This window comes from Treponema endosymbiont of Eucomonympha sp. (assembly GCF_001028545.1).
The window spans coordinates 1-1,049 of the sequence record NZ_BBPW01000207.1 but is presented as its reverse complement, the minus strand read 5'-3'; the positions used below and the strand labels follow the sequence as shown (position 1 = coordinate 1,049).

Annotated in this window: 3 protein-coding genes; all 3 read right to left on the bottom strand. The window is 59.9% G+C overall.

What is annotated here, in order from left to right; all coding sequences use genetic code 11:
• Nucleotides 1–451 (bottom strand): flavodoxin family protein (locus AWU74_RS05995; RefSeq protein WP_062328545.1); only part of this gene is annotated, 451 nt, incomplete at its 3' end.
• Between the two features lie 80 nt (nucleotides 452–531).
• On the bottom strand, nucleotides 532–741 hold the full coding sequence (locus tag AWU74_RS05990; RefSeq protein WP_162481896.1) for a hypothetical protein: 210 nt from the start codon (nucleotides 739–741) through the stop codon (nucleotides 532–534).
• A 19-nt stretch (nucleotides 742–760) separates the two neighbouring features.
• A partial coding sequence (locus tag AWU74_RS14245; protein ID WP_187150890.1) for a hypothetical protein occupies nucleotides 761–1,049 on the bottom strand: 289 nt, incomplete at its 5' end.

Genomic DNA, 1,049 nt, shown 5'->3' with positions numbered 1-1,049 from the left:
CCAGCATCTGGAACACGCGCTTCGTGTAGTCGTAGTACGGCTGAAACATGCCGGAGTCGGGGTTGCCCTGCGTAAACGCGAGCACCAGCGCTTTTTTCGCCGCCCGCTCCGTGTAGTGCGGGGAGAAACGCGGGCTGATTTGCGCAAACAGCCGGTCGGTGAACGCCTTCGTCTGCGCACTCATCTGACCCATATAGAGCGGCGAGCCGAGCACCAGCACGTCGGCGCCTTCGAGCGCGGCATACAGCGCCTGCATGTCGTCGTCGATAACGCAGCCCGGCTCGCCCTGCTTGCAGCCGAGACAGCCCTGACACGGTCTGATATCAAGCTCGCCCGAATGCCACGCGCGGGTTTCGGCGCCCGCCTCCCTCGCGCCTTCGAGTATTTGGCGTACGAGCCACGCGGTGTTGCCGTCTTTCCGCGGGCTTCCGATAAAGCCGACGATGTTCACCTTTCCCCCTTATCGCTGCCCTGCGCTCACGGACAGGCAGAAGGCAACGCCTGTAAAGAAGCCGTTAGCGGCACACACGATTACAACTCATTAGCGATGAATACATCAATAACCCCTCCTACTATCATTCCAATAGCGCCGCCTATCAAAGCCCTTGCGGTCTTATTGGATACGGGAGCTTTTTCTTCCGCCGTAATCAGCCCGACTCCCGCGCCCGCCGCGGTTCCGGCGAATGTTACGCAGGAGTTAAAAAGCAGACACCCCGCAAGCACGATTGCGATTCTTTTCATAGCCGCCTTTTCCGTCATGCTAGTCATCCTCGCTCCAGCGCTCGACAGCGGCTTGATACGTCCGGCAACTGTCGTTGCACATGCAGGTGCCGCAGAAATACGGCTTTGTGCCGCAGTCGCCCAAGTCCCGCTCCGGCATAACCTCGCCCTCATCCAAAGCATCAAGGTCATCCTGTGGCTTCGGCAAGTGCGTAGACACTATGTCCCCTATCTCGTTCCGCGACAGCGTCCCGTCCGGGTCGGTGCGGACGTCTCCGCCTTCAAAGACGTGCAGCACCTTCGATCGGAAGAGCGTCGGGTAGGGAAAG